This window comes from Hoeflea sp. TYP-13, assembly GCF_040932035.1.
Lineage (GTDB): Bacteria > Pseudomonadota > Alphaproteobacteria > Rhizobiales > Rhizobiaceae > Hoeflea_A.
Genome location: NZ_JBFRBB010000002.1, coordinates 1,050,407 through 1,073,492, shown reverse-complemented (window position 1 = coordinate 1,073,492; position 23,086 = coordinate 1,050,407). Strand labels below are relative to the sequence as shown.

The window sequence follows — 23,086 nt, the reverse complement described above, 5'->3', positions numbered from 1 at the left end:
GCCATGGCTCTTTCGCTGACGGTTTCAGAAACGGTCTTTCCACTGGCCGAAGTCTTTACGATTTCACGCGGCTCGCGCACCGAGGCGCGAACCGTCACCGTCACGCTGCGGGACGGAGATCACGCCGGGTATGGCGAGAGCGTTCCCTATGCGCGCTATGACGAGACTGTCGAAGGTGTCATCGAAGAGATTTCCTCCTTGCGGGATGATCTTGCTGCCGGAATGAGCCGGCAGGAACTGCAATACCGGCTCCCGGGCGGTGCGGCGCGCAATGCGATCGACTGCGCCATGTGGGACCTTGAGGCAAAGCGTGCCGGAAAACGAGCTTACGCGCTGGCCGGTCTGCCCGAACCGCTACCGGTGCAAACGGCATTCACCCTGTCCCTTGAGGAGCCGGAGGTGATGCAAAAAAAGGCGCAGCGCAATGCGCAGCGGCCGCTCCTGAAAATCAAGCTTGGCGGCGAAGGGGATCTTGCCCGTCTGGAGGCGGTACGCGCCGGTGCGCCGGATGCGGCCATCATCGTCGATGCCAATGAGGGTTGGACGCCGCAGATCTACAGCGAGCTCGCTCCCGAGTTAATCAGGCTCGGTGTCAAAATGGTGGAGCAGCCGCTTCCCGCAGGCCAGGATGAAGCGCTTTCCGAAATGGACCGAACGCTGCCGGTTTGCGCCGATGAAAGTTGTCATGACCGGGCGTCGCTGCCTGACATGATTGGCAAATACGACATGATCAACATCAAGCTCGACAAGACGGGCGGCCTGACGGAAGCTCTAGCGCTGAAGCGGGACGCGGTTGAAGCCGGAATGGGGATCATGGTCGGATGCATGGTGGCTTCATCGCTGGCCATGGCGCCGGCGGTGCTTGTCGCTCAGGGTGCTGATATTGTCGATCTGGACGGGCCGCTGCTGCTTGCCAAGGATCGGCCCAATCCTTTGTTATATGACGCCTTGGGCGTTCATCCTTCCAAACGTGAACTTTGGGGCTGAAAATGCGGACAGTATATGTAAACGGCGAATTTATTCCCGAAGATGAAGCGAAGATTTCGATTTTTGACCGCGGCTTTCTGTTTGCCGACGGCGTTTATGAAGTCACCTCCGTTCTGGAGGGCAAGCTGGTCGATTTTCAGGGACATTGCGGCCGCCTGCGCCGCTCGCTCGGCGAACTCAACATGGCGCTCGGTGCGACGGACGACGAACTGCTCGATATCCACCGGCAGTTGGTTGCGCAAAACAATCTGGAAGAAGGTCTCATATATCTCCAGGTTACGCGCGGTGCCGCCGACCGCGACTTTGTCTTTCCACCCGACGATACGCCTGCCACACTCGTCCTCTTCACCCAGGTCAAAGGCCTGATCGACAGCGCGCTTGCAAACCGGGGTCAGAAAATTTTCACGGTCGAGGATCAGCGCTGGTCGCGATGTGACATCAAGACGGTTCAGCTTCTCTTTCCGTCGCTGGCGAAAATGGAAGCCCGTTCGAGGGGCGGTGACGATGCCTGGCTGGTTCGCGATGGCCTGGTGACCGAGGGCTCATCCAACAATGCCTATATCGTTCTTGAGGACGGCACGATCGTTACCCGCGACCTGTCGAATTTCATTCTTCATGGCATTACGCGCCGGGCGGTGCTGGAATGTGCCCGAAACCTGCAGATGAAAGTAGTGGAGCGGCCGTTCACGGTCGAAGAGGCCATGGGCGCGGTCGAAGCCTTTTCAACCTCGGCGTCCGGCTTCGTCTGTCCGGTAATCGAAATCGATGGAACCCGTATCGGCACCGGCGAACCAGGGCCAACTGCGCAGAAACTGCGCGAGGTCTATATTGCAGAAATGCGCAAGGCCGCCATCTGAAATTGCATAGTTCATTCTGAATTGGAATGAACTTATTGCAAAATCTCGATTTACGAGCCGGAAATTTTGGCGCATTTTGCTGGAAATTTTAAGCAATCATGAAATTTTGAAATATCATGATCGTGCTTAAACAGGCATGCGGATAGTGTATCGTTGGCGGTCAAGGCAAGCAGGGTCTGGCGGCCGGCGTGCTGCGTCGAGATCAGGGAGAGCAATCAAATGACAGCGAACCTCAAGCCCAAGGAAATGCCGTCTCTTTCCTCGTTTGACTGGGAGGACCCGTTTCGTCTGGACGATCAGCTCAACGAAGACGAACGCATGATCCGGGACGCGGCGCGCGCCTACGCGCAGGAAAAACTGCAGCCGCGCGTCATCGAAGCCTACCGCGACGAAATCACTGATCCGGGCATCTTCCGCGAAATGGGCGAAATGGGCCTGTTGGGCACAACGATCCCGGAGGCCTATGGCGGTGTCGGCGCAGGTTATGTCACCTATGGTCTCGTTGCGCGCGAAGTGGAACGCGTAGATTCCGGCTACCGCTCGATGATGTCCGTTCAATCCTCCCTAGTCATGTATCCGATCTACGCCTATGGCTCGGAAGAACAGCGGCAGAAATACCTGCCGGGTCTTGCGAGCGGCGAACTGATCGGCTGTTTCGGCCTGACCGAGCCCGATGCCGGCAGCGATCCGGGCGGCATGAAGACACGGGCAGAAAAGGTCCAGGGCGGCTACCGGTTGTCAGGCACCAAAATGTGGATTTCAAACGCGCCGATCGCCGATGTCTTTGTCGTCTGGGCAAAGTCCGAGGCCCATGACGGCAAGATCCGTGGTTTCGTGCTTGAAAAGGGTGCTGAGGGGCTTTCGGCGCCGAAAATCGGCGGCAAGCTGTCGCTGCGCGCGTCCATAACCGGAGAGATTGTTCTCGATGGCGTTGAAGTCGCCGATGATGCGCTGCTGCCGAATGTCGAAGGTCTCAAAGGCCCGTTCGGCTGTCTCAACCGCGCCCGCTATGGCATTTCGTGGGGGGCGATGGGCGCAGCGGAATTCTGCTGGCATGCTGCGCGGCAATACGGTCTCGACCGCAAACAGTTCAACCGGCCGCTTGCGCAAACCCAGCTATTCCAGAAGAAACTTGCCGACATGCAGACTGAAATCGCGCTCGGCCTTCAGGGCTCCTTGCGCGTCGGCCGCTTGATGGATGAGGCCAATGCCGCGCCCGAGATGATTTCCATCGTCAAGCGCAACAATTGCGGCAAGGCGCTCGATATCGCCAGAATGGCCCGTGACATGCATGGCGGCAACGGCATTTCGGAAGAGTTCCAGGTCATGCGCCACATGTGTAACCTGGAAACGGTCAATACCTATGAGGGCGCGCATGACGTGCACGCGCTGATCCTCGGCCGGGCCCTGACCGGACTGCAAGCCTTTTTCTGACAGGTGAACAATGGATCGCGCGGAGATCGTCCACGAGAATTTCCTGAAACGGGTTTCGGCGGCTGATTTCCCGCACCCGACCGGCGGAAAAAGTCCGCAGGATGCCGGACTGAAACCGGAGCAGCTCGTCGAAATATTCCGCAGCCAGGTGCTGTCGCGCCAGCTCGACCGGACATCGCGCAAGCTGCAGGCGCGCGGTGAGGGGTTCTACACCATCGGCTCGTCCGGTCACGAGGGCAATGCTGCCGTCGCGGCTGCTCTGCGCCCCGGCGACATGGCCTTCCTGCACTACCGCGATGCGGCCTTCCAGATCCAGCGCTCGACACAGGTTCCGGGGCAAACGCCGGCCTGGGACATACTCGTGAGTTTCGTTGCATCGAGCGACGATCCGATTTCGGGCGGGCGGCACAAGATGCTTGGCTCCAAGGCACTGTCGATCCCGCCTCAGACCTCCACCATTGCCAGCCATCTGCCGAAAGCCGTGGGTGCTGCCTATTCAATCGGTCTTGCCAAGCGCTTGAGGCCGGAGCACCGGCAACTGGCCGACGATGCCATCATCCATTGCAGTTTCGGCGATGCCTCTGCCAATCATTCAACATCGCAAGGTGCGTTCAATACGGCCTGCTGGACTGCCTATCAGGGTATTCCGCTGCCGTTGTTGTTTGTCTGCGAGGACAACGGCATCGGCATTTCGACGAAAACTCCCGGCGGCTGGATCGAAGCGACCATGTCGCAGCGGCCGGCGCTTAGATATTTCCGCAGCTCGGGGCTTGATATGGTTGAGGCCTATGATGTTGCGCGGCAGGCGGCCGACTATGTCCGGCGGCGTCGAAAACCCGCCTTCCTTCACATGGGGACTGTGCGGCTTTACGGCCATGCCGGCTCCGACATGCAGACGGCCTATATGAAGAAGGGCGAGGTGGAAGCTGATGAGGCCAACGATCCGCTGCTACACTCGGCCCGCATCCTGACGGAAAATGGCGTGCTCGACCGTGAAGAGGTTCTGGCGATCTACAATGAGACGGAAGAACGTTGCACGCGCATCGGCGAAGCCGTTACCAAACGCCCGAAGCTGACGACGTCGAAGCAAGTCATGGCGAGCCTCGTTCCGCCAAGGCGGGATTGGAAGCCGGGCAATGGTCCGTCAACTGAGCAGAGAATGAAGACATTCGGCTCGGATGCGAAGACGCTGGAAAGCCCGCAGCATATGGCACGGCTATTGAACTGGACGCTGACCGACCTGATGATGGAGCACGACGAAATCGTGCTTGCCGGTGAGGATATCGGCCCCAAGGGCGGTGTCTACAACGTTACCTCAAAGCTGCATGCGCGTTTCGGTGCGAACCGGGTCATCAACACGCTGCTCGACGAGCAGTCGATCCTTGGACTAGCCATCGGTCTTGCCCACAACGGATTTGTGCCGATCCCTGAAATCCAGTTCCTCGCCTATCTTCACAATGCCGAAGACCAGCTACGCGGCGAAGCGGCGACGCTGAGTTTCTTTTCCAACGGCCAGTTCACCAATCCGATGGTCATCCGCATTGCCGGCCTCGGCTATCAGAAGGGCTTTGGCGGACATTTCCACAACGACAACAGCCTGGCGGTCCTGCGTGATATTCCGGGCATTATCGTTGCCTGTCCGTCGAACGGAGCGGACGGGGTGCACATGCTGCGCGAATGCGTGCGGCTGGCACGCGAGGAGCAGCGGGTGGTCGTCTTCGTCGAACCGATCGCGCTTTACATGACGCGCGACCTACACGGCGAAAAGGACGGGCTCTGGACATCCGTCTACGAGCCGCCGGGCACCGGCAAACCGGTTCGTCTTGGCGATATCGGCCAGCATGGCAAGGGAACCGACCTTGCCATCGTCACATACGGCAACGGCTATTATCTTTCGCGGCAGGCTGAAAAAATCCTGTCGGAGGAGCACGGCCTTAATCTCAGGATTATCGATCTGCGCTGGCTGGCACCGCTCAGCGAAGAGGCGATTCTCGACGCGGTCGAAGCCTGCGGCAACGTGCTTGTTGTCGATGAATGCCGGGTGACCGGTTCGCAGTCCGAGGCGCTGATGGCGCTTCTTGCCGAACGGGCCGGCAAAGACAAGAACATTGCCCGTATCGCGGCGGATGACAGTTTCATACCGCTTGGCCGTGCGGCAACGGTTACGCTCCCAAGCCGCGACAGTATCGTCGAGGCGGCGCTTGCATTGGCGGGGAAGGCGAAATGAAAAAAACCGCCGTCGTCATCTGCCCGGGCCGGGGAACCTACAACAAGCCGGAACTTGGCTATCTCAAGCGCCATCACGCGCACCGAACCGATCTTGTTGCCATGTTGGATGAGTATCGCGTGGAGCGCGGACAGACAACGATCAGCGCGCTCGACGGCGCGGAGCGCTATTCGATCAGCACCTACTCGCGTGGCGACAACGCGTCGCCTTTGATTTTCGGCTGCGCCTATGCGGATTTTCTTTCCATAAACCGTGACAGCATCGATGTGGTTGCGGTGACCGGCAATTCGATGGGCTGGTACATTGCGCTTGCCTGCGCCGGCGCGCTATCGGCGGAAAACGGCATGCACGTCGTCAACACGATGGGCAACTTAATGCAGGATAGCCTTATCGGCGGCCAGACGGTCTATCCGTTTGTCGACGACAATTGGCGCGCGGTTCCGGGACGTCGCAAGGAGCTGCTGGCGCTCGTCGCTCAGATCGACGGACAGGCCAAGTGCAGCCTTCATGTTTCCATTGAGTTGGGCGGCATGTTTGTCTTTGCCGGCAATGATGCCGGGCTTGAAGCACTTGAAGCGGAGCTTCCGCGCATCAACGACCGCTTTCCGATGCGGCTTGCCAATCATGCAGCCTTCCACACGCCGCTGCAGGCGCCGATTGCTCAAAGGGGCAGGGAAGCTCTGCCTCAAACCCTGTTCCAGCAGCCGGACATCCCCCTGGTGGATGGCCGCGGCAACGTCTGGTACCCGAATGCGACCGATCAGTCCGCGCTTTGGGACTACACGCTGGGCCATCAGGTAACACACACCTATGATTTCACACGTGCCGTTCAGGCGTCGGTGAAGGAATTCGCGCCCGATTATCTGATCGTTCCTGGGCCCGGCAACACGCTTGGCGGGGCAGTTGCGCAATCGCTCATTGCCTTCGACTGGGACGGGCTTGCGAACAAGGCCGACTTTATTGCGCGGCAGGCACAGGCGCCGCTGGTGGTGTCAATGGGACTGGATGAACAAAGGGCGCTGGTTAGCGGCTGACCTTGGCAAGACGCAGGCTGCTGACGGTCTCGGCAACATCGGGAACCCGCCTGATATCGTCGAGGATTTCGTCCAGCTTTTTCAATGAATAGGTGCGGATCTCAACAATCATGTCGAAACTGCCGCTGAGCGAATGGATATCGCCCGTGCCTTTGATCTTGCGTAGCGCCGCGACCGTCGGTCGGGTATCATTGGCGACGAGCTTCAGAAGGCAGAAGGCGCTGATGGTATTTTCCTCTTCATCAGGTCCAAGCTCCACCGTGAATTTGGCGATCGTGCCGCGATCCACCATGCGGGCGACCCGGTTCTGCACAGTGGCGCGGGAAACGCCAAGTTCAACCGCCAGATCCGATACGGATCGCCTTCCGTCTTCCATGAGAATCTGCAGCAGGTTCCGGTCTGTATCGTCCATGGGATTCACCATTTTGTATAACGCAATTTACAAAATGACAGATATCAACCGATTTGGCAAAAGGATGTTACTTTTTGCTGACATGCTTTTGTTGTCTAATGGGCACAGGCCGTGCCGTCATGTTCATGCCGAGGAGATTTTGCCATGACATTCGATGCTATTTTGACCGCTTCCGGTTTTGCCAAGGGCGAGTTTGAGGGTGGCGCGCTTGATGTCCACACGCCGGTCGACGGAAGTCGTATTGCATCGCTGAAAACTCATTCAGAGAGCGATGTTCAGGATATGATCGCAAAGAGCAAGAAAGCGTTTGAAGCCTGGCGCAAAGTGCCGGCTCCAAGGCGCGGCGAACTGGTGCGGCTTCTCGGCGAAGAGCTGCGGGCGGAAAAGGAAAATCTCGGCCGGCTGGTGACGCTTGAATGCGGCAAGATCTATCAGGAAGGTCTCGGCGAAGTCCAGGAAATGATTGATATCTGTGATTTCGCAGTCGGTCTTTCAAGGCAGCTTTACGGCCTGACCATAGCGTCCGAACGCCCCGGCCACGCGATGCGCGAAACCTGGCATCCGATGGGTGTCTGCGGCGTCATCTCGGCCTTCAACTTCCCCGTTGCCGTATGGAGCTGGAACACGGCAATTGCGCTTGTATGCGGTAATCCGGTTGTGTGGAAGCCATCTGAAAAATCGCCTCTGACGGCGCTTTCGTGCCAGAAGATCTTTGAACGCGCCGTTGCCCGCTTCGGCGATGCGCCGGAAAACCTGCTGCAGGTGCTGGTCGGCGAACGCGAGGTGGGCGAGGCGCTGGTCGCTTCCCGCGACGTGGCCATCGTGTCGGCGACCGGGTCCACCCGTATGGGTCATGCCGTCGGCGTGAAAGTGGCAGAACGCTTCGGCCGCTCCATTCTCGAACTTGGCGGCAACAACGCCATGATCGTGTCCGGCAGCGCCGATCTGGAAATGGCGGTGCGTGCCATTGTCTTTTCCGCAGTCGGCACGGCGGGTCAGCGCTGTACAAGCCTGCGCCGCCTGATCGTTCACGAAAGCGTCTACGATGCGCTTGTTCCGCGGCTGAAGGACGCCTATTCAGGCCTTCCAATCGGGAACCCCCTGGAAGACGGTGTGCTGGTCGGCCCACTGATCGATACGGACGCTCGTAAGGCCATGCAGTCGGCGCTCGACAAGGCGCAGACCGAGGGCGGCACCGTCCATGGCGGCGAGGCGGCGCTTTCCGCCGAATACCCTGATGGTGCCTATGTGAATCCCGCAATCGTCGAAATGCCGGGCCAGAGCGACATCGTCAGGCACGAGACCTTCGCACCGATCCTCTATGTCATGAAATACAAGGAGCTCGGCGAGGCCATCGCGCTGCAGAACGAGGTGCCGCAGGGACTCAGCTCCTGCATCTTCACCACCGATGTGCGCGAGGCCGAGGAATTTATTTCCGATGTCGGCTCAGACTGCGGCATTGCCAACGTCAATATCGGACCGTCAGGTGCCGAGATCGGCGGCGCGTTCGGCGGCGAAAAGGAAACCGGCGGCGGCCGTGAATCAGGCTCCGACGCCTGGAAGGCCTATATGCGCCGGCAGACCAACACAGTGAACTATTCCCGTGAACTGCCGCTGGCACAGGGTATCAAGTTCGACATCTGATTATCCAACCGCGCCCGCGAGGGGCGTTCCAGAGGGTGACAATGAAAAAAATTGCTGTTCTTGGGCTCGGCAAGGTCGGTGACCTTGCCGCCTTGCTTCTTCACGAGTCCGGCTTCGAGGTGACAGGCTTTGATGTCAGGATACCACGCAGGGAAAAAGCCTATGCGGTCGAGAATATCGATGTGACGGACAAGGATGCGCTGCATGGCAAATTTGCCGGGTTCGATGCGGTTCTTTCCTGCCTGCCGTATCATCTCAATATCGAAGTCGCCAATGCGGCATACGCCGCCGGCATCCATTATTTCGACCTGACGGAAGACGTGCCCACCACGAAGCACATTATCGAACTTTCGAAGACATCAAAGGGGCTGATGGCGCCGCAATGCGGGCTGGCTCCGGGATTTGTCGGCATTGTCGGCGCTTCGCAGATCGGCCAGTTCGACAAGTGCCGCTCCGTGCGCATGCGTGTCGGCGCGCTGCCGCAAAACCCGACCGGGCTGATGGGCTATTCGTTCAACTGGTCACCGGCGGGCGTTGTCAACGAATATCTTAATGATTGCGAGGTCATCGAAGACGGTGAGCGCAAATGGGTCTCGCCGATGGAATGGCACGAAATGCTTTACATCGACGGGGTCAAGCTCGAGGCGTTTACCACCTCAGGCGGCCTCGGCACCATGTGTGACACCTATCTCGGTGTCGTTGACAATATCGACTACAAGACCATGCGTTATCCCGGCCACATGGCGCTGATGAATTTTTTCTTCCACGAGCTTTTGATGCGCGAGCGGCGCGAGCTTGCCGGGGAAATCCTGATCAATGCCAAGCCACCGGTCGACAATGATGTGGTTTACGTCCATGTGGCAGCGGAAGGCGAAATCGAAGGCCGGTTGTCACGCAAGGAATTCGTGCGCGGTTACCGCCCGATCGAGATCGCCGGCGAGGACCGCACGGCGATTGCCTGGACCACTTCGGCATCCGTTGTAGCGGTGATCGAAATGGTTCGTGACGGGGTTTTGCCGCCGACCGGATTTTTGAAGCAGGAAGATATTCCGCTCGAAGCGTTTTTGCGCACGCGCACTGGTGCATTCTATACGCAATAATGCAAAATGAGCTGGAAACACCCGCTCTAACCGCATGTTGCAGGATTTGGCCCGCAGACTTCCGCAAACAAGCCTTCTCGAAACCTTTGAAGCCGCCGCTCGGCGGGGCAGCTTTACGCTGGCCGCCGCCGATCTCAACATGACGCAAGGCGCCGTCAGCCGGCAGATCAGGGCGCTGGAAGAACAGCTCGGCACCGAGTTATTCGTCCGCGAGCGCCAGCGCATTTCGCTGTCGCCGGCGGGCGCGACCTATCTTGAAGAAATTTCCCGCGCACTGTCGATTATCCGCATGGCCTCGACCGCGCTGCAGGTCAATCCGGACGGTGGGGTTCTTAATCTCGGGATCGTACCGACATTCGGGACCCGGTGGCTCGCGCCGCGACTGCCGGAATTCTTCAAGGAAAACCCCGGAATCACCGTCAATCTGACGACCAAATTACGTCCCTTCGACTTCGGCAGCGAGCCCCTGGATGCGGCGATCCACTTCGGCGCGGACGAATGGCCGGAGACCGAGCATCTGTATCTTGCGGATGAAACCGTGGTGCTGGCCTGTTCGCCCGCCCTGCTGCCTGAACTCAAGATCGAAACCGTGGAGGATGTGGCGCGCGGGCCGCTTCTGCATCTTGCCACGCGCCCACAGGCCTGGACGCGCTGGTTCGAAATGAACGGCCTTCACACCGATGTCCAGCCCGGAACGACTTTCGATCAGTTCGCGACAATGGCACAGGCCGCCGCGCATGGGCTCGGACTTGCGCTGTTGCCTGAATTCCTGATCGAAGACGAACTGCGCAGCGGCAAACTTGTCGCGGCCTGGGACAAGGCCAACAAGAGCCTCGGCAGCTACGCGCTCATCTGGCCGAAGGCGCGCCGCAACCACCCGCCGCTCGTGCGTTTCAGGCAGTGGATCGAAGGGGCCATTTCGGATGGGATGGAGGGGTGACCGTGAGGATCGAACAGGCAGGACGTGGGTTATGGTAACGTTCGATACAGACTTTTATGAAATCGTGCACACATCATGGTGTGGCGGCGAACGGTAAGAATTGGTACGCCTGTACTGTCATCAACCGCGGCGTCTGTTCTGGCGAAGAAAGCGGGTTGACGCCCAACAAGCAGCGTGCAGTGGCGGCGCGTGTATGTGGTGGCCGGTAGCGGCTAATGAGCTCAACAGAGAGGATGTCGGTCATGCGAGATCTGCGCATTTGTTTCCTGGGCGACAGTTACGTCAACGGGACCGGGGATGAGCAATGTCTGGGCTGGATCGGACGCTTGTGCAAACGACGTTTTACCCGGCAGTTTCGACTTACCTTCTACGATCTGGGTATTCGCGGTGAAACCACCGATGAGATCCGCGACCGCTGGAAGCATGAATGCCAGTCGCGCCTTCTGGAGGGAGCCGACAACCGTGTCGTGCTTCAGTTTGGAATGAATGACGTGGCCGAGATCGTGGGCTCGGGACGGCGGGTTGAAGAAGATGAATCGGTCAAGAATGCGGAATCGATAGCACGCGAAGTCGCCGGTTTGTATCCGACCCTGTGGGTTGGCCTGCCTCCTGCGAATTTGGCTTGCTCTCCCATGCATCCCAGCGAGGGAATGGTGATTGAATTCTCTCAGGAGACTGCCATGGCGCTCAACCAACGCTTTATCGCGTTGGCTGCGAAGCTTGGAATACCTTATCTAGATATTCAAACCCCGCTCCTGGCCAATCATGCTTACATGCACAGCCTCACTCGCGGCGATCAGATGCATTGCGACGGGTCCGGCTATGAAATCATTGCCGACGTCGTCGACAATTGGGACGCATGGTCGAACTGGTTTCAGGAGCCACAGCCGGAAACATCGACGCAAACATAAATCGTGACGGGTCGTTGCAATCGGGCCGAAATCCCTAAGCTGCGAGCCCGGAAATAACCTTCACCGCCTCCTGCCTGATGGCTGGAATGACGGGTTTCAGCAGCTCGATCCGGTCGAACGAGGCCGGATTATCTGCGAGCGACCGGCGCAGCGCCGCGCCGAAGGCCTGACGCAGTTCGGTGCCGATGTTGAATTTCGATATGCGGCTTGTGGCTGCCAGCTCACGCCTTGTTTCCGCGGGGATACCGCTGCCACCGTGCAGCACCAGCGGCAGCGTGGTCGCTGCTTCGATTTCGCGCAGCCGCTGCATGTCGATGCGGGCATCGGCGTCAGTTTGCAGATGCACATTGCCGATTGAGATCGCCATGGCGTCGGCGCCGCTTTCACGATCGAAGAGGGCGGCTTCCTCCACGCTTGTCATGGCGGAGGATTTGCCTTCCGCATAGCCGACAAAGCCGACTTCGCCTTCCACCGATACGCCGGCGCGCTTTGCCTCCCGGCAAATCTGCGCGGTCAGCGCGACATTTTCTTCGATGGGAAGCTCTGAACCGTCGAACATGACCGAGGTGAAACCGCTATCGATGCCCGTGCGGCATTCCTCAGCACTGCGGGCGTGGTCGATATGGCAAACCACCGGAACCGATGCCTGTTCGGCCAACTGGCGGAACATCGCGCCAAGCACCGGAACCGGGGTGTGCATCCTGCAGCCCGGTCCGGCCTGCAAGATGATGGGAAAACCTGTCTCTTCGGCGGCCTCGACATAGGCAAGAGCGTCTTCCCAGCCGAGGACAACGAGGCCTGCAATTGCGTAACCTTCCGACGCTGCCGGTTGCAGCACATCACGCAGCGTCGCCAGCGTCATTTGAACTTCGCGATCATGTCTTTGATGCCGGGGATCGTTTCGATCTGCCAGGCATGATCGGGCTGGAAATACTGCACCAGAGATCGCTGCGTGAGGCCTCCTAAAATGGTGAAATAATACATCTCGTAGCCTGGGGCGACGACGCAGGGGTGATAACCCTTTTCCAGAATGATCGTTGAGCCGTCGACGATATGATAGGCGTCGCCCACCTTGCCGTCCTCGCGCTGCACGAGCTGCATTCCAAAGCCTTTGGAGGGGCGGAAGCGGAAATTGTAGGTCTCGTCGTGGCGCGACTCCTCGGGAATCCGGTCGGTGTCGTGCTTGTGCGGAGGAAAGCCCGACCAGCCGCCCTGACCGACGGTGAATAATTCGGACACAAGCAGGCGTCCGACCCGGTCATGGTACTTGGTGCCGAGAATGTGTTTGATCTTGCGATGGGTCTTGGTGTCGTCCGATCCGTATTGCACGAAGTCGATTTCGTCGCGACGAACCTCAAAGGGTTCGAGGGTCTTGTCGTAACGCGCGCCGGCGATGAAAACTTCGGCGTTCTCGCTCGTTGCAACGATCAGCGCCCTGGTTCCGCTCGGCACGTAAACGCCTTCCGGTTCGCCGTCCCAGACATCGGCCGTTCGGTTTCCGATGGCGTTGAACGACATGCCTTCCACTGCGACATCCACCGTTCCGGTGGCCGGAACGACGCAGGTTTCATAGCCAGGAACCGCGTATTCGAATGCCTGTCCCTTTGTCAGCGTTACGATGTTGAAGTAGTTCAGCGGCACGCGGGTATCGTCCGCGTCGATGATGGCCTCGTTGGCGTTATCAAAAGGCGGTATGTGCATTGTCCGCCTCCTTTCCTTGGTTCAAACCTTCATGGGTGTTCAAAAATTCCTCCAACTGCCGCGCATCCGGCATTGCGGGTGCGCAGCCAACCTTCGAGACGACAATTGCGGCAGCGGCCGATCCTCGTTTGATGCTTTCTTCAAGTGAATTGCCGGTCGCCATCGCGCTGATGAAATTGCCGAGAAAAGCATCGCCCGAGCCCGTGGGCTTCAGTGCTTCGACCTTGAAAATGCCCGTTTCGATGGCGTTTTCACCTTCGAACGTGACGGAGCCCATTTCGCCCATTTTGTAGACGACAAGCGCGCCACTCTCTCTCGCCAGCTTCTCCGCCAGTTTTCGGCCGGACGCAACGTCTCCGGCCAGTGTCGCAAACTCCTCGTCATTGCCGACAAGAACATCGGACATCTCAGCCGCCCGCAAACAGATCGCTCCGGCATCGGCCTGGCTCGGCCAGGAGTAGGGCCGGTAGTCAAGATCCAGGATGATGGGCAGGCCTGCATTTCGCGCTGCTTCGAAAGCCTTGAACGTCGCCGAACGGGACGGTTCGGCCGCAAAACACGTGCCCGTTGCGATCAGCGCGCCATAGTCCCGGTAATTGATTTGCGCGACGTCGTTGTCGGTGATTTCAAAGTCGGCCGCGCCGTTTCTATAGATAACCGACTGGCAGTTTTCCCTGCGGGTTTCAACGACGGCGAGCGATGTTCGGTTTTGCCCCGTTATGGTGCGCACACCGGTCGCATCGATGTTGTAATGGGCAAGTTGGTTGAACACGAAGCGGCCCACGGCATCATCGGAAACAGCAGTCACGAGTGCAGCGTCTCCACCCTGGCGGGTGATCGCCACGGCGATATTGGCCGACGATCCGCCGAGTGTGGCGGAGAAAGCCGAAGCATTTTCGGTCTCCGCGCCGGGCGGATCCGCATAGAGATCCATACCTGCTCGACCGAGTATGACAAATCGGTTTTTCTGCAAAGAATCCAGCATGCTAGAGATGTTTCCGGTCAATCTGATTCATCCTAAAGCCCGATGCGCTGTTCTTTGCGCTGCTCGTCCAGATCCTTCCGTGCGGCACGGACATCGGGATTGTCCGAAACTTCCGGAATACCGACTTCCCACCAGGTATGACCTTCGCCCGTCCAGCCCTCGAAGGCGTCCGTTTTGAGCGATATGACATAGGTGCGATCCGAAGCGCGGGCGCGGGCAAATGCCTGCTCAAGCCCGGTAATGGAATCGACCGTTTCGGCATTGGCGCCCATGGCGCGCGCGTGCGCCTCGAAGTCAACCGCGAAGGGTTCGACAGCGAGATTACAGTCCTTGATGAGGTTGTTATAGGAGACGTTTCCGGTGTTGTTCTGCAGCTTGTTGATGACGGCGAAGCCGCCATTGTCGCAGACGATGATAATCAGCTTTTTACCCGTCAGGACGGAAGAATAGATGTCCGAATTCAGCATCAGATAAGAGCCATCGCCGGTAAAGACGATTGTTTCCTTGTCGGGTGCCGTTTCGGCCTGACCCATGCGCGCGCCCCAGCCGCCGGCAATTTCATATCCCATGCAGGAAAAGCCGAACTCGACATCGACTGAGCCGACGGAAAGTGTCCGCCAATTGGCTGTCACCTCTGCCGGAAGACCGCCCGCAGCGGCCACCACGCGGTCTTCGGGATCGCAAACCCTGTTGATGGCACCGATCACCTGTGCATAGGACATCGGCCTGTTGGTGCCTTCGGCACTGACCGTACTGATATTGGCATCGAGGTACGCATCCCACTCCTTGCGTTCCTTTACCGCCCGGTTATGCCAGCTTTCGGGCGTCGAATAGCCTTCGGTCCGGGCGCTTAGCGCATTGAGCGCCAGTTTTGCGTCGCCAACGACGGGCATGGAACTGTGCTTGCCGGCATCATGGCGCGCGGCATTGATGCTGATGATCTTTGCGTCCTTTGCAAAGGCCGACCAGGAACCCGTGGTGAAATCCTGCAGCCGGGTGCCGACGGCGATGATCACATCGGCCTCTTTGGCGAGCGCATTGGCTGAATTGGAGCCCGTTACGCCAACCGGACCGCAATTGAGCGGGTGTTCGTAGACAAGGTTGGCTCGGCCGGCAATGGTCTCGATGACGGGAATGCCGTGCTTCTCGGCAAAGCCGGTCAACTCGTTTACCGCTCCGGAATATTGTACGCCGCCGCCGGCGACGATAACCGGGCGCTCGGCGGTCTGGATCAGACTGGCGGCATCGGCAACTTCACGCTCATCGGGCGTCTGACGACGGATGCGGTGGGTCTTTTCCTCGAAAAAGGCAAGGGGGTAATCGAAGGCCCAGCCCTGTACGTCTTGCGGCAGTCCGAGGAATACCGGACCGCAATCGGCAGGATCGAGCATCGTGTCTATGGCGCGCGGAAGTGACTGGATGAGCTGCGCCGGATGAATGATGCGGTCCCAGTAGCGTGTCACGGATTTGAAGGCGTCATTGACCGAGATTGTCGGGTCGCCGAAATGCTCGACCTGCTGAAGCACCGGGTCGGGCAGGCGGGTCGCAAAGGCGTCGCCGCACAAAAGGAGAAGCGGCAGGCGGTTGGTGTGGGCTATGCCCGCCGATGTCAGCATGTTGGTCGTGCCGGGACCAGCCGAAGAGGTCGCGAACATGAACCGCCGGCGCAGTTTCTGCTTGGCATAACCAACGGCGGCCATTGCCATGGACTGCTCATTCTGGCCGCGCCAAAGGGGCAGTTCATCGCGGTGCTGCTCAAGGGCCTCGCCCAGACAGGTAACGTTGCCATGGCCGAATATGCCGAAGCCACCACCGCACAGGCGCACGCGTTCACCATCGATCTCTATGAACTGGGCTGCCAGGTGCCGTACCAGGGCCTGCGCCATGGTCAGTCGAATAGTTGTTGAATTGCCCGACATCAGTCCTCCATCGGCACATTTGCGGTATTGTCTTGTTGGATGCGCGAACTTCGCTTGACGACAGAGCCTAAATCGAGTTTATGTTTTTTGCAACCGGTTGCAAAAATTTTGCTTGGAGTGGCCTCATGACGGAAATCGGCATTGGAATTATCGGTGGTGGCTATATGGGCAAGGTCCATTCAGTTGCCATGAATTCGGTGGGCGCCGTGTTTGAGACGAATCTGAGGCCCCGCTGTGAAATGATCTGCACGACAACCCCGGAAGGGGCTGCGCAAAAGGCGCGCCTTTTTGGCTTCAACCGCTCAACTCACGACTGGCGCGAGCTGGTCGCGGACCCAAAGGTCGAGGCTATTGTTATCGCTTCACCGCAGGATACCCATCGCGACATTGCACTGGCGGCCATCGAACTTGGAAAGCCTGTCATGTGTGAAAAGCCTATGGGCATGGGGCTGGAGGATGTGCGGGTCATGACCGAGGCAGCCGAAAAGGCTGGCGTTGTGAACATGGCGGCGTTTAACTACATCCGCACGCCCGCTTCGCAGCTGGCGCGCGAGATCATCGAATCGGGTGAAATAGGTGAGATGACCTATTTTCGCGGTGAGCATACCGAGGATTTTTTCGCAGATCCGCAACAGCCAGCCACCTGGCGCTCGCATGGTCGGTCCAACGGCAACATGGGTGATTTGGCCCCGCACATCGTGAATGCTGCTCTTGCACTTGCCGGGCCGATAAGATCGCTTGTTGCGGATATTGAGACCGTGCACAAGACGCGTCCGGGTGAAAACGGCGATCCCGTCGAAGTCACCAATGACGACCAGAGTCAGTTTCTGTGCCGGTTCGAAAGCGGCGCCATGGGACAGCTTTATATCAGCCGCGTCGCGACCGGGCGCAAGATGGGTTACATCTATGAAGTCTTTGGCACAAAAGGCTCCTTACGCTTTGACCAGGAAGACCAGAACGCGCTTTGGCTCTACAAGGGGGATTCGGCCAGGGGCAGGGAAGGCTTCACAAAAATCCTCACCGGTCCCGAGCATCCAAACTACCTGCCATTTTGTCTGGGACCGGGCCATGGCACCGGATATCAGGATCAGATCATCATCGAGGCTCATGATTTCCTGAAAGCCATTGAAGGGGGGCAGTCGCTCTGGCCGACATTCAGGGACGGACTGATGGTCAGCGAAATACTGGAGGCAGCCTGGCTGTCGCAGGATGAGCGGCGCTGGGTGAGCATCGACGAGATCTGAACGAGAAACTCTCAAGCAACAACAACCGAGATAAAAGATGACAATAAAACTGGGAAATGCACCCTGCAGCTGGGGTGTGGAGTTTGCCGATGATCCGCGCAATCCGGATTGGCGGACGGTGCTCGACGAGTGCAAATCGGCAGGTTTTCACGGCATTGAGCTCGGACCGGTCGGTTTCATGCCGGAAGACCCGTCGGTTCTGGGAGATGCGCTCGCCGAAAGGGATCTCGAACTCATCGGTGGGGTGGTGTTTCGCCCGTTTCACGATCCGGAAAAATGGGACGACGTGCTCGATGGGTCCGTGCGCACCTGCAAGGCTTTAAAGGCGCATGGCGCGCGGCATCTGGTGCTGATCGATTCCATTTCGCCGCGGCGTGCACCGACGGCTGGACAACCCGGTGAGGCTGAACAGATGACCACCGACGAGTGGTCGGTCTATGTCCAGCGCATTCGGCATATCGCGGCGATGGGAACGGAGGAGTACGGGCTGACGGTCGCCATTCATCCCCATGCCGGCGGATTTTGTGATTTCAAATCCGAGGTCGAACGGTTGCTTTCCGAGATCGATTCATCGATCCTGAAACTGTGTCTCGACACGGGGCATTCGCACTATGCGGGCTTTGATCCTGTCGCCTTCATGGAAACTTATATGGATCGTATTTCCTATATGCATTTCAAGGATATAGACCCGAAAGTGAAGGCCGATGTCATCACCAACAGAACCGATTTTTACGAGGCTTGCGGCCAGGGCATATTCTGCAATCTCGGCGATGGCGAAACCGAGTTTCCGGCCGTCCGCAAAAAGCTGATCGATGCTGGTTTTGATGGTTGGTGCACAGTCGAACAGGACTGCGATCCGACCGGCGGAACATCGCCGATCAGTGACGCGCGGGCAAACCGCTCCTATCTTGAATCCATTGGCTTTAATTGAGGCAGACAATGACCAAACTCAACTGGGGAATAATCGGCGGCGGCGAAGGCAGCCAGATCGGACCGGCACACAGGATCAGCGCCAGTCTCGACGGGCATTTTCATCTGGCAGCCGGTGCGCTCGACATCGATATGGAAAAGGGCAGGGCCTTTGCCCGCAAGCTCGGCATTGCCGACGACCGCGCCTATGGCGACTGGCGTGCAATGCTTGACGGCGAATCCGGGCGAGATGACCGTATCGATCTCGTGACAGTGGCAACGCCCAACGCGACCCACTACGGGATTACCAAGGCATTTCTCGAAAACGGTTTCCATGTTCTGTGTGAAAAACCCATGACTATGACCGTCGAGGAGGCAGAAGAAATCGTGGCTGTGGCGGAAACATCCGGCCGCATCTGCGCCGTTAATTACGGCTATTCGGGTTATTCGATGGTGCGCCACATGCGGGCGATGATCGCCCGGCGTGATCTCGGCGAGGTGCGGCTGATCAAGGCCGAGTTCGCGCATGGCTTTCATGCCGATGCAGCGGACGCCGACAATCCACGTGTGCGGTGGCGCTACGATCCGAAACAGATCGGACCTTCGGCGCAGTTTTCCGATTGCGGTATCCACGCGCTGCACATGGCGAGTTTTGTTGCCGGGCAGGAGGCTAAAACCCTCTCAGCGGATTTTGTGTCCTGCATTCCTTCGCGTGTTCTTGAAGACGACGCCATGGTCAATTTCCGCATGGATGGCGGTGCGGTCCTGCGGCTTTGGACGAGTTCCGTTGCCGTTGGCCGCATGCACGGTCTGACGTTGCAGGTGTTCGGAGAAAAGGGCGGGCTGCGCTGGGAACAGGAACATCCAAACCAGCTTTACTGGACGCAGGTTGGCGGCAGGACGGAAATCATCGAGCGCGGTGCACCCGACCTGTCACCGGAAGCGGACAGGGCGTCACGGGTGACCATCGGCCATGCCGAAGGCATGCCGCTCGCATTCGCCAATATTTACGCCGACCTTGCTGAAGTCATAGCAGCAGAGAAGGAAGGCAGGGAGCCGGATCCTGCAGCAACCCTGTTTCCGACCGCAAAGGATGGCCTGCGTTCGATGGCGGCAATCAGGGCGGCCGTTGAATCGGCGCAAAAGGACGGAGCGTGGACCGATGCACGTCCCGTTTCCATGCGCGGCTGATTTCAGGATTTTGGCAAAGGTTTCAGCGTGCTTCGTTCGACAATGGAGCACGCGAAAAGCCGTGTCTCGCTGCTGCGGTCCGGATCGCCCACCATGGCAACCACAAGTTCGACCGAACTCAGGATTATGTCGCGGATAGGCTGGTGGATGGTTGTCAGGTCATAGGCCGACCAGCCGGCCATATTCATGTCGTTGAAGCCCAGGAACCCGATATCCTCGGGGATTTTAAGGCCCTTTCCGCGGGCGGCGTCCATTGCGCCCATGCAGATGAGGTCGTCGCCGCAGAAAAGCGCCTCCACCTGCTTTTCGGCGAGCAGTTCCGACATTGCCTCGCGCCCGGCGGAATAGGAATAGTTGCGCGCAAAGCGGATATCGGTTGGCTCAAGGCCAAGCTTTCCAAGCTGTGTGACAAAGCCCTCAAGGCGGTCCTGCGTGGATGTTGCCGATCGCGGCCCACCAAGCAGCGCGATATTGCGGTAGCCGCGCTCCACCAGCGTGTTTGCGGCCATCTCGCCGCATTTTTTATTGTCGATCCCGACCACATGGACGCCGGATCCCGCATCGACCTTGCCAAAGGCATGAATGACTGGAACGCCGGCTTTTCGGAAGGCGTTCGGAAAGCTCGGCGGCAGGGTGGATGTGGCAATGATAATGCCGTCAACGCGGTATTGCCGCAGCATATGGAGCGATTTTTCCGGATCCGTCTCCGTGCTCAGATTGACGAGCAGTGGCCGAAAGCCCCTTTTTTGCAGGCCCTGGGTAAAGAGATCGAACACCTCGAGGAAGACCGGGTTGCGGAAATTATTGGCGACAAGGCCAATAAGCTTGGTGCGGTTGGTGGCCAGACTGCGGGCGATCAGGCTTGGCTGATAGCCTAGTTCCTCGGCGGCCAGTTCAACCTTGCGGCGCGTCTTTGCTGAAACGCTGGCGCCTTCCGTGAACGTGCGGGAAACTGCTGATCGGGAAACACCGGCGCGTGTCGCCACTTCCTTCAAGGTTACCGTCAATGCGCTTCCTATACCTCGTGTTTCAATTCGTCATACCGTCCCATTGGCGCCAGCGGCAATAGTTGGCTTCGGGATTTTCACACGCAATTCGCCATAAATGGCGGTTTTGGAGCCGTTTGCCGGGCACTGTAGGGGAAGGTGCCATTTTTTGCAACCGGTTGCAATGTGTGAGTCGTTGATGAAACGCTGCAGGTCGGCTGGTGCATACCGGCTGCAATTGTGTGGCTGCCGCCGTGCTTCGTGATGTTGGTTACGACAATCTGAGATGCGACCGGCGCGCCGCTTGATTTGCCACAGCATCGCCTCCGTTTTCCCGCGCCGGTGGGACCCGAACCTGTTTTTGCGGGTCAGGCTGATGCCGAAAAATCGCATCTTTTTAAGCGCATGAAACCCTGACTATACAAATCAATTCAGCAGTAGACGGTACGCCGCTGTCGGTGTTGCTCTTGCGCTTCGGATTTTTCTGCATTCAGATAATGGCGATATTCAACTCTTCGAAAGTGCCGGGTGCCGGTCATGGATTCGACTGCCAGGGATGTAGCGCAGGATCTTATTTTGCAGCTTGACGAGGAGGAAAGGGCGGTTTTGTCCGTTCTGGCCGCGGCGTCCGATGGCGCGTGCCTTGGCAATAACTCGACGGCCCTCGGCCTTGTTGAAAAACTCCCCGCCTGTCTTTGCCTGCAACGTGAAACGGGGCGGTTCAGGTTCCGTACCGACCAGCTTCGCAAGGCAGTCGGCGCTGCTCTTGCCGGCAGCAAAGGTGACAATGAGCGCGAGCGGGCCCTATCGCTTTATGCTGACGGGAAAGCCGTTGCCGCGATAGAACTGGCGCAGGCCTCCGGAGACTATGCCCAGGCGCTGGAATGGTTTCGCGAACAGGGCAATCAGTTTTTCATGCACTTGCATGGGCTCGATGCCTGTTTCCGCATCATTTCGAATTTTCCTAGGGAAATGCAGGAGAGCAACGCAAGCCTGGTTGTCGGGCTCGCCATGCATGCGCTGAAATCGGGCAGCATCAACCGCGCCAGGCACATCATCAAGGAACATTACGGCGCCGAAGCACTCGATCTCGAGCGGGTGGTGAGCAACCCGGAGCTCTACTCACGCGACTTCCGAATGTTCCGGCTGGTGATGTCGATTTACGAGGATTATGCCATCGGTAATACGGTGCGCGATCATATGTTCGAGCTGCTCGGCGAACTGGATCTGGATGACCATCTCAATCGCGGCGGCATCTACAACACCATGCTGGAGGTTTGCATCCAGCGTCAGCAGATGGATGCCGCCGAGGAAATGGCCAACCGTGCATGCCATCATTATCAGGCCGCCAATGTGCATCTTCTGGTGTTCTATATCGAACTCCACCGTGCCGTGTTTTCACTGGTACGCGGCGTTTTGCCGGAAGTGGAAAGGGCGGTGGCGGCAGCCGGCGAATCCCTCTCGAAGGTCACATTCGACAGTCCTACGGATCACCGGCTTCTGGGCCTTCTCAAGGCTGTGCTTGCCTATGAAAAGGGTGATGCCGAACAGCTTGTGCGCTACCTCAACGAGGAATTTGACAAATTCGCCTATGGTGAGCTCTGGCCCACGATCACGGAACTGGCGCTCTATTACGGAAGCCTAGCCATCAGCGGCGAGCTTGGAGTTGCGGCGGCGCGCGCCTTTCTCGACAAGTGGCGTATCCAGGAGTGGCGTTCCCGGCGTTTCAACTTCGTCATAACAATCCGCCAGGTCGATATTCTGCAAAACCACAATCGCTGGCAGGAGGCCGCCGACCTCCTGACAAGTGTTCAGTCGCGTATTAATCTGACCTGGGTGGAAAGCGCCGAAGAGGCACTCGGTCTCCTGGACGATACGCGGGAAACTGCTATCGCCTTTGCCTGGATGCGGCACCTGATCCGCCATGCGCCCAACAATCCCATGCGGTTGCGCCAGGTCGAACATTTTCAGGGCAATCCGCACATAAACGACCGTCAGCGCAGCACGTTGACGCTTTGGGTTGCCTATCTTGCCCGGTCCCAGCGGGACCTGACCCGGGCAAGGGTGCAGTTCACCAAGGTTCTGGAAAGTGCGGCCAGAATGGGTGTCCTGACACATCTGATCGGTGAAAAGTCCATCCTGGACAAGCTGATCGAGGATAAGAGGATCAGCCAGTTCGTCAGGGCAACACCCGGCGCAGTCGATATTCTGCGCCGTCTCGACAGTTTCCATGCCGGAGCCCGGCAACGCTCGGTTCCCGGTCTGACGCGGCAGGAGTTGCGGGTGCTGATGCTCGTTTCGGAGGGCGCGTCAAACAAGTTCGTAGCACGGCAATTGAGACTGTCGGAAGTAACGGTAAAATTTCACCTCGGAAACATCTACAGGAAGATGGGCTGCACAAAACGCGCCGAGGCGATCGCGGCAGCGCGTGCGTTGAACTGGGTGGCATGAGCCGTTTCGGCAGGCTTGCATTTCGAACAAAACCTATACCGATTTTTAAAAAACCTATACTTTTTGAAGATTGTGGCTGATCGCCTGTCGCATCAGTCTTTGCTCCGGAACACAAAGTGGCCGGTGCACAAAAGCAAAAAAGCAGGCACCTGCC

19 protein-coding genes are annotated in these 23,086 nt (G+C 58.4%); 13 read left to right on the top strand and 6 right to left on the bottom strand.

All coding sequences use genetic code 11. The annotated features are described in order from the left end of the window. Positions 1-3 precede the first annotated feature (3 nt). The 5 genes from dgcA to ABVT35_RS15180 all read left to right on the top strand — a co-directional run bounded on the left by dgcA (position 4) and on the right by ABVT35_RS15180 (position 6,539). Positions 4-987 carry an N-acetyl-D-Glu racemase DgcA gene (gene dgcA, locus ABVT35_RS15200; RefSeq protein ID WP_368467434.1) on the top strand — a complete coding sequence of 328 codons (984 nt, stop codon included), beginning with the start codon at positions 4-6 and terminating at the stop codon, positions 985-987. 2 nt (positions 988-989) lie between these two features. Beyond that, complete coding sequence (locus tag ABVT35_RS15195; RefSeq protein ID WP_368467433.1) at positions 990-1,844, top strand: D-amino-acid transaminase; 855 nt, start codon at positions 990-992, stop codon at positions 1,842-1,844. Positions 1,845-2,090: 246 nt separating this feature from the next. Further along, on the top strand, positions 2,091-3,278 hold the full coding sequence (locus ABVT35_RS15190) for an acyl-CoA dehydrogenase (RefSeq protein WP_368467890.1): 1,188 nt from the start codon (positions 2,091-2,093) through the stop codon (positions 3,276-3,278). Between the two features lie 10 nt (positions 3,279-3,288). Then, positions 3,289-5,505 carry a dehydrogenase E1 component subunit alpha/beta gene (locus tag ABVT35_RS15185; RefSeq protein WP_368467432.1) on the top strand — a complete coding sequence of 739 codons (2,217 nt, stop codon included), beginning with the start codon at positions 3,289-3,291 and terminating at the stop codon, positions 5,503-5,505. After that, positions 5,502-6,539, top strand: coding sequence for an ACP S-malonyltransferase (locus ABVT35_RS15180; RefSeq protein ID WP_368467431.1), 1,038 nt, complete (start codon positions 5,502-5,504; stop codon positions 6,537-6,539). Before ABVT35_RS15185 ends, ABVT35_RS15180 begins: the two co-directional genes overlap by 4 nt. Here ABVT35_RS15180 and ABVT35_RS15175 read toward each other — a convergent pair. Further along, positions 6,529-6,951 (bottom strand): Lrp/AsnC family transcriptional regulator, encoded by a 423-nt coding sequence (locus ABVT35_RS15175; protein WP_368467430.1) that lies wholly within the window; start codon positions 6,949-6,951, stop codon positions 6,529-6,531. The genes ABVT35_RS15180 and ABVT35_RS15175 overlap by 11 nt on opposite strands. A gap of 144 nt (positions 6,952-7,095) precedes the next feature. Here ABVT35_RS15175 and ABVT35_RS15170 point away from each other — a divergent pair, with 144 nt between their 5' ends. The 4 genes from ABVT35_RS15170 to ABVT35_RS15155 all read left to right on the top strand — a co-directional run bounded on the left by ABVT35_RS15170 (position 7,096) and on the right by ABVT35_RS15155 (position 11,546). After that, positions 7,096-8,595 carry an aldehyde dehydrogenase family protein gene (locus ABVT35_RS15170; RefSeq protein WP_368467429.1) on the top strand — a complete coding sequence of 500 codons (1,500 nt, stop codon included), beginning with the start codon at positions 7,096-7,098 and terminating at the stop codon, positions 8,593-8,595. A gap of 35 nt (positions 8,596-8,630) precedes the next feature. Continuing rightward, positions 8,631-9,695: a saccharopine dehydrogenase C-terminal domain-containing protein gene (locus tag ABVT35_RS15165; protein ID WP_368467428.1), complete on the top strand. Its 1,065-nt coding sequence runs from the start codon at positions 8,631-8,633 to the stop codon at positions 9,693-9,695. A 34-nt stretch (positions 9,696-9,729) separates the two neighbouring features. Then, a complete protein-coding gene (locus ABVT35_RS15160; protein WP_368467427.1) occupies positions 9,730-10,635 on the top strand; it encodes a LysR family transcriptional regulator in 906 nt (301 codons plus the stop codon). A 242-nt stretch (positions 10,636-10,877) separates the two neighbouring features. Then, a complete protein-coding gene (locus ABVT35_RS15155) occupies positions 10,878-11,546 on the top strand; it encodes a GDSL-type esterase/lipase family protein (RefSeq protein WP_368467426.1) in 669 nt (222 codons plus the stop codon). 34 nt (positions 11,547-11,580) lie between these two features. On the opposite strand, the gene ABVT35_RS15150 is transcribed toward ABVT35_RS15155, so the two are convergent. Genes ABVT35_RS15150 through iolD form a run of 4 tightly spaced genes read right to left on the bottom strand, consistent with a single transcriptional unit; the run spans position 11,581 to position 16,151 of the window. Further along, positions 11,581-12,408 carry a class II fructose-bisphosphate aldolase gene (locus ABVT35_RS15150; RefSeq protein WP_368467425.1) on the bottom strand — a complete coding sequence of 276 codons (828 nt, stop codon included), beginning with the start codon at positions 12,406-12,408 and terminating at the stop codon, positions 11,581-11,583. Continuing rightward, the gene (locus ABVT35_RS15145; RefSeq protein ID WP_368467424.1) at positions 12,405-13,247 is read right to left on the bottom strand and encodes a 5-deoxy-glucuronate isomerase; all 843 of its coding nucleotides are present in this window, start codon (positions 13,245-13,247) and stop codon (positions 12,405-12,407) included. The genes ABVT35_RS15150 and ABVT35_RS15145 overlap by 4 nt, the downstream gene beginning before the upstream one ends. Further along, positions 13,228-14,232 carry a 5-dehydro-2-deoxygluconokinase gene (gene iolC / locus ABVT35_RS15140; RefSeq protein WP_368467423.1) on the bottom strand — a complete coding sequence of 335 codons (1,005 nt, stop codon included), beginning with the start codon at positions 14,230-14,232 and terminating at the stop codon, positions 13,228-13,230. The genes ABVT35_RS15145 and iolC overlap by 20 nt, the downstream gene beginning before the upstream one ends. A gap of 32 nt (positions 14,233-14,264) precedes the next feature. Further along, a complete protein-coding gene (gene iolD, locus ABVT35_RS15135) occupies positions 14,265-16,151 on the bottom strand; it encodes a 3D-(3,5/4)-trihydroxycyclohexane-1,2-dione acylhydrolase (decyclizing) (protein WP_368467422.1) in 1,887 nt (628 codons plus the stop codon). 125 nt (positions 16,152-16,276) lie between these two features. On the opposite strand from iolD, the gene ABVT35_RS15130 reads away from it, so the two are divergent. The 3 genes from ABVT35_RS15130 to ABVT35_RS15120 are packed head-to-tail and all read left to right on the top strand — an operon-like array spanning position 16,277 to position 19,495. Beyond that, a complete protein-coding gene (locus ABVT35_RS15130) occupies positions 16,277-17,395 on the top strand; it encodes a Gfo/Idh/MocA family protein (protein WP_368467421.1) in 1,119 nt (372 codons plus the stop codon). 37 nt (positions 17,396-17,432) lie between these two features. After that, entirely contained in the window at positions 17,433-18,326 is an 894-nt protein-coding gene (locus ABVT35_RS15125) for a sugar phosphate isomerase/epimerase family protein (RefSeq protein WP_368467420.1), read from the top strand. Positions 18,327-18,334: 8 nt separating this feature from the next. Further along, the gene (locus ABVT35_RS15120) at positions 18,335-19,495 is read left to right on the top strand and encodes a Gfo/Idh/MocA family protein (protein WP_368467419.1); all 1,161 of its coding nucleotides are present in this window, start codon (positions 18,335-18,337) and stop codon (positions 19,493-19,495) included. 2 nt (positions 19,496-19,497) lie between these two features. Here ABVT35_RS15120 and ABVT35_RS15115 read toward each other — a convergent pair whose 3' ends face one another. Next, positions 19,498-20,502: a LacI family DNA-binding transcriptional regulator gene (locus ABVT35_RS15115; RefSeq protein WP_368467418.1), complete on the bottom strand. Its 1,005-nt coding sequence runs from the start codon at positions 20,500-20,502 to the stop codon at positions 19,498-19,500. 516 nt (positions 20,503-21,018) lie between these two features. Here ABVT35_RS15115 and ABVT35_RS15110 point away from each other — a divergent pair. Continuing rightward, positions 21,019-22,932 (top strand): LuxR C-terminal-related transcriptional regulator, encoded by a 1,914-nt coding sequence (locus ABVT35_RS15110; protein WP_368467417.1) that lies wholly within the window; start codon positions 21,019-21,021, stop codon positions 22,930-22,932. Positions 22,933-23,086 lie beyond the last annotated feature (154 nt).

Excerpts from the sequence above, each read along its gene's own strand:
- dgcA (WP_368467434.1), top strand. The coding sequence starts at position 4 with ATGGCTCTTTCGCTGACGGTTTCAGAAACGGTCTTTCCACTGGCCGAA.
- ABVT35_RS15125 (WP_368467420.1), top strand. The coding sequence starts at position 17,433 with ATGACAATAAAACTGGGAAATGCACCCTGCAGCTGGGGTGTGGAGTTT.
- ABVT35_RS15190 (WP_368467890.1), top strand. The coding sequence starts at position 2,091 with ATGCCGTCTCTTTCCTCGTTTGACTGGGAGGACCCGTTTCGTCTGGAC.
- ABVT35_RS15145 (WP_368467424.1), bottom strand. The coding sequence starts at position 13,247 with ATGCACATACCGCCTTTTGATAACGCCAACGAGGCCATCATCGACGCG.
- ABVT35_RS15195 (WP_368467433.1), top strand. The coding sequence starts at position 990 with ATGCGGACAGTATATGTAAACGGCGAATTTATTCCCGAAGATGAAGCG.
- ABVT35_RS15130 (WP_368467421.1), top strand. The coding sequence starts at position 16,277 with ATGACGGAAATCGGCATTGGAATTATCGGTGGTGGCTATATGGGCAAG.
- ABVT35_RS15160 (WP_368467427.1), top strand. The coding sequence starts at position 9,730 with ATGTTGCAGGATTTGGCCCGCAGACTTCCGCAAACAAGCCTTCTCGAA.
- ABVT35_RS15110 (WP_368467417.1), top strand. The coding sequence starts at position 21,019 with ATGGATTCGACTGCCAGGGATGTAGCGCAGGATCTTATTTTGCAGCTT.
- ABVT35_RS15175 (WP_368467430.1), bottom strand. The coding sequence starts at position 6,951 with ATGGACGATACAGACCGGAACCTGCTGCAGATTCTCATGGAAGACGGA.
- ABVT35_RS15150 (WP_368467425.1), bottom strand. The coding sequence starts at position 12,408 with ATGACGCTGGCGACGCTGCGTGATGTGCTGCAACCGGCAGCGTCGGAA.
- ABVT35_RS15185 (WP_368467432.1), top strand. The coding sequence starts at position 3,289 with ATGGATCGCGCGGAGATCGTCCACGAGAATTTCCTGAAACGGGTTTCG.
- iolC (WP_368467423.1), bottom strand. The coding sequence starts at position 14,232 with ATGCTGGATTCTTTGCAGAAAAACCGATTTGTCATACTCGGTCGAGCA.
- ABVT35_RS15180 (WP_368467431.1), top strand. The coding sequence starts at position 5,502 with ATGAAAAAAACCGCCGTCGTCATCTGCCCGGGCCGGGGAACCTACAAC.
- ABVT35_RS15120 (WP_368467419.1), top strand. The coding sequence starts at position 18,335 with ATGACCAAACTCAACTGGGGAATAATCGGCGGCGGCGAAGGCAGCCAG.
- ABVT35_RS15155 (WP_368467426.1), top strand. The coding sequence starts at position 10,878 with ATGCGAGATCTGCGCATTTGTTTCCTGGGCGACAGTTACGTCAACGGG.
- ABVT35_RS15170 (WP_368467429.1), top strand. The coding sequence starts at position 7,096 with ATGACATTCGATGCTATTTTGACCGCTTCCGGTTTTGCCAAGGGCGAG.
- iolD (WP_368467422.1), bottom strand. The coding sequence starts at position 16,151 with ATGTCGGGCAATTCAACAACTATTCGACTGACCATGGCGCAGGCCCTG.